Origin of the sequence: Streptomyces sioyaensis (genome assembly GCF_004122735.1) — a bacterium.
GTDB classification, from domain to species: domain Bacteria; phylum Actinomycetota; class Actinomycetes; order Streptomycetales; family Streptomycetaceae; genus Streptomyces; species Streptomyces sioyaensis.
Window position 1 is genome coordinate 1 of the sequence record NZ_SDIF01000224.1, and the last position, 5232, is coordinate 5232.

2 rRNA genes are annotated in these 5232 nt (G+C 57.2%); both read right to left on the reverse strand.

The window, feature by feature from the left end:
- Window positions 1–21: 21 nt before the first annotated feature.
- Window positions 22–3143 (reverse strand): 23S ribosomal RNA (locus EST54_RS33100).
- A gap of 304 nt (window positions 3144–3447) precedes the next feature.
- Window positions 3448–4976 (reverse strand): 16S ribosomal RNA (locus EST54_RS33105).
- Together the 16S and 23S rRNA genes form the textbook arrangement of a ribosomal RNA operon.
- Window positions 4977–5232: the final 256 nt, after the last annotated feature.

Here is a 5232-nt window from a genome sequence, read left to right on the forward strand (position 1 = left end):
ACACAGTGGACGCGAGCAACTGAGGACAAGCCCTCGGCCTATTAGTACCAGTCAACTCCACACCTTACGGCGCTTCCATATCTGGCCTATCAACCCAGTCGTCTACTGGGAGCCTTAACCAATCAAGTTGGTGGGAGCCCTCATCTCGAAGCAGGCTTCCCGCTTAGATGCTTTCAGCGGTTATCCTTTCCGAACGTAGCCAACCAGCCATGCCCTTGGCAGGACAACTGGCACACCAGAGGTTCGTCCGTCCCGGTCCTCTCGTACTAGGGACAGCCCTTCTCAAGACTCCTACGCGCACAGCGGATAGGGACCGAACTGTCTCACGACGTTCTAAACCCAGCTCGCGTACCGCTTTAATGGGCGAACAGCCCAACCCTTGGGACCGACTCCAGCCCCAGGATGCGACGAGCCGACATCGAGGTGCCAAACCATCCCGTCGATATGGACTCTTGGGGAAGATCAGCCTGTTATCCCCGGGGTACCTTTTATCCGTTGAGCGACGGCGCTTCCACAAGCCACCGCCGGATCACTAGTCCCTACTTTCGTACCTGCTCGACCCGTCAGTCTCACAGTCAAGCTCCCTTGTGCACTTACACTCAACACCTGATTGCCAACCAGGCTGAGGGAACCTTTGGGCGCCTCCGTTACCCTTTAGGAGGCAACCGCCCCAGTTAAACTACCCACCAGACACTGTCCCTGATCCGGATCACGGACCCAGGTTAGACATCCAGCACGACCAGAGTGGTATTTCAACAATGACTCCACAACCACTGGCGTGGCCGCTTCAAAGTCTCCCACCTATCCTACACAAGCCGAACCGAACACCAATATCAAGCTATAGTAAAGGTCCCGGGGTCTTTCCGTCCTGCTGCGCGAAACGAGCATCTTTACTCGTAATGCAATTTCACCGGGCCTATGGTTGAGACAGTCGAGAAGTCGTTACGCCATTCGTGCAGGTCGGAACTTACCCGACAAGGAATTTCGCTACCTTAGGATGGTTATAGTTACCACCGCCGTTTACTGGCGCTTAAGTTCTCAGCTTCGCCATGACGAATCATGACTAACCGGTCCCCTTAACGTTCCAGCACCGGGCAGGCGTCAGTCCGTATACATCGCCTTACGGCTTCGCACGGACCTGTGTTTTTAGTAAACAGTCGCTTCTCGCTGGTCTCTGCGGCCACCCCCAGCTCAGAGAGCACGTCTCATCACCAGAAATGGCCCCCCTTCTCCCGAAGTTACGGGGGCATTTTGCCGAGTTCCTTAACCATAGTTCACCCGAACGCCTCGGTATTCTCTACCTGACCACCTGAGTCGGTTTAGGGTACGGGCCGCCATGAAACTCGCTAGAGGCTTTTCTCGACAGCATAGGATCATCCACTTCACCACAATCGGCTCGGCATCAGGTCTCAGGCTTCAAGCTGTCCGGATTTGCCTGGACAGCGCCCTACACCCTTACCCCGGGACAACCACCGCCCGGGCTGGACTACCTTCCTGCGTCACCCCATCGCTTACCTACTACCACCTTGGATCGGCGGCTCCACCACGTCCCTTCGTCCGAAGACTCCAGGCCGGCTTCACGGCCTTAGCATTAATGGATTCGATACTGGGCGTTTCAAAGCGGGTACCGGAATATCAACCGGTTGTCCATCGACTACGCCTGTCGGCCTCGCCTTAGGTCCCGACTTACCCTGGGCAGATCAGCTTGACCCAGGAACCCTTAGTCAATCGGCGCACACGTTTCCCACGTGTGTATCGCTACTCATGCCTGCATTCTCACTCGTGAACCGTCCACAACTACCTTCCGGTGCTGCTTCACCCGGCACACGACGCTCCCCTACCCATCACGATCCCCGTTGGGGGTAATATCGCAATGACACGACTTCGGCGGTGTGCTTGAGCCCCGCTACATTGTCGGCGCGGAATCACTTGACCAGTGAGCTATTACGCACTCTTTCAAGGGTGGCTGCTTCTAAGCCAACCTCCTGGTTGTCTCTGCGACTCCACATCCTTTCCCACTTAGCACACGCTTAGGGGCCTTAGTCGATGCTCTGGGCTGTTTCCCTCTCGACCATGGAGCTTATCCCCCACAGTCTCACTGCCGCGCTCTCACTTACCGGCATTCGGAGTTTGGCTAAGGTCAGTAACCCGGTAGGGCCCATCGCCTATCCAGTGCTCTACCTCCGGCAAGAAACACACGACGCTGCACCTAAATGCATTTCGGGGAGAACCAGCTATCACGGAGTTTGATTGGCCTTTCACCCCTAACCACAGGTCATCCCCCAGGTTTTCAACCCTGGTGGGTTCGGTCCTCCACGAAGTCTTACCTCCGCTTCAACCTGCCCATGGCTAGATCACTCCGCTTCGGGTCTTGGGCACGCTACTCAACGCCCTCTTCGGACTCGCTTTCGCTACGGCTTCCCCACACGGGTTAACCTCGCAACATACCGCAAACTCGCAGGCTCATTCTTCAAAAGGCACGCAGTCACGACACAAGGAACAAGTTCCTTGTGCGACGCTCCCACGGCTTGTAGGCACACGGTTTCAGGTACTATTTCACTCCGCTCCCGCGGTACTTTTCACCATTCCCTCACGGTACTATCCGCTATCGGTCACCAGGGAATATTTAGGCTTAACGGGTGGTCCCGCCAGATTCACACGGGATTTCTCGGGCCCCGTGCTACTTGGGTGGTTCTCAAACGAGCCGCTGATGTTTCAGCTACGGGGGTCTTACCCTCTACGCCGGACCTTTCGCATGTCCTTCGCCTACATCAACGGTTTCTGACTCGTCTCACAGCCGGCAGACTGTAAAAGAGAACTCCCACAACCCCAACCACGCAACCCCTGCCGGGTATCACACGTAACTGGTTTGGCCTCATCCGGTTTCGCTCGCCACTACTCCCGGAATCACGGTTGTTTTCTCTTCCTGCGGGTACTGAGATGTTTCACTTCCCCGCGTTCCCTCCACACTGCCTATGTGTTCAGCAGCGGGTGACAGCCCATGACGACTGCCGGGTTTCCCCATTCGGACACCCCCGGATCAAAGCTCGGTTGACAGCTCCCCGGGGCCTATCGTGGCCTCCCACGTCCTTCATCGGTTCCTGGTGCCAAGGCATCCACCGTGCGCCCTTAAAAACTTGGCCACAGATGCTCGCGTCCACTGTGCAGTTCTCAAGCAACGACCAGCCACCCACCACCCCAACCCGAAGGCTGAGTTCACTGGGGCCGGCATCGCGAAGGTTCAGACCGTAGTCCGCACCCTCAGATACCCAACAGCGTGCCCGACCCACTCAACCCCTCAGATGCGTTCCACGCCGAAGCAGTACTAACGTCCAAAGACTCAAGTGTGCCGAATAGTCAACGTTCCACCCATGAGCAACCAGCATCAGACACTCGCTGATGTACTGGCCTCTGACCAAGCCAGGCTTGGTAAGAAGTGCTCCTTAGAAAGGAGGTGATCCAGCCGCACCTTCCGGTACGGCTACCTTGTTACGACTTCGTCCCAATCGCCAGTCCCACCTTCGACGATTCCCTCCCACAAGGGGTTGGGCCACCGGCTTCGGGTGTTACCGACTTTCGTGACGTGACGGGCGGTGTGTACAAGGCCCGGGAACGTATTCACCGCAGCAATGCTGATCTGCGATTACTAGCAACTCCGACTTCATGGGGTCGAGTTGCAGACCCCAATCCGAACTGAGACCGGCTTTTTGAGATTCGCTCCACCTCGCGGTATCGCAGCTCATTGTACCGGCCATTGTAGCACGTGTGCAGCCCAAGACATAAGGGGCATGATGACTTGACGTCGTCCCCACCTTCCTCCGAGTTGACCCCGGCAGTCTCCTGTGAGTCCCCATCACCCCGAAGGGCATGCTGGCAACACAGAACAAGGGTTGCGCTCGTTGCGGGACTTAACCCAACATCTCACGACACGAGCTGACGACAGCCATGCACCACCTGTACACCGACCACAAGGGGGACCCTGTCTCCAGGGTTTTCCGGTGTATGTCAAGCCTTGGTAAGGTTCTTCGCGTTGCGTCGAATTAAGCCACATGCTCCGCTGCTTGTGCGGGCCCCCGTCAATTCCTTTGAGTTTTAGCCTTGCGGCCGTACTCCCCAGGCGGGGAACTTAATGCGTTAGCTGCGGCACGGACGACGTGGAATGTCGCCCACACCTAGTTCCCAACGTTTACGGCGTGGACTACCAGGGTATCTAATCCTGTTCGCTCCCCACGCTTTCGCTCCTCAGCGTCAGTATCGGCCCAGAGATCCGCCTTCGCCACCGGTGTTCCTCCTGATATCTGCGCATTTCACCGCTACACCAGGAATTCCGATCTCCCCTACCGAACTCTAGCCTGCCCGTATCGAATGCAGACCCGGGGTTAAGCCCCGGGCTTTCACATCCGACGCGACAAGCCGCCTACGAGCTCTTTACGCCCAATAATTCCGGACAACGCTTGCGCCCTACGTATTACCGCGGCTGCTGGCACGTAGTTAGCCGGCGCTTCTTCTGCAGGTACCGTCACTCTCGCTTCTTCCCTGCTGAAAGAGGTTTACAACCCGAAGGCCGTCATCCCTCACGCGGCGTCGCTGCATCAGGCTTTCGCCCATTGTGCAATATTCCCCACTGCTGCCTCCCGTAGGAGTCTGGGCCGTGTCTCAGTCCCAGTGTGGCCGGTCGCCCTCTCAGGCCGGCTACCCGTCGTCGCCTTGGTAGGCCATCACCCCACCAACAAGCTGATAGGCCGCGGGCTCATCCTTCACCGCCGGAGCTTTCCACACACAGACCATGCGGTCGTGTGTCGTATCCGGTATTAGACCCCGTTTCCAGGGCTTGTCCCAGAGTGAAGGGCAGATTGCCCACGTGTTACTCACCCGTTCGCCACTAATCCCCTCCCGAAGGAGGTTCATCGTTCGACTTGCATGTGTTAAGCACGCCGCCAGCGTTCGTCCTGAGCCAGGATCAAACTCTCCGTGAATGTTTACCCGTAATCGGGTAACACACACGTAGAGCGGAACGACCAGACGGAATAGGTCCGGTCGTTCACAGCGTCCTCGCTGTGTTTGCCTACCGCAGCACATGGGTCGGCAGGACTTTCAAAGGAACCTCATCCACCGAGGTGGACGGGGTATCAACATATCTGGCGTTGACTTTTGGCACGCTGTTGAGTTCTCAAGGAACGGACGCTTCCTTTGTGCCTGTTTCACCAGGCTCTCCGGGCGCTTCCCTTCGGT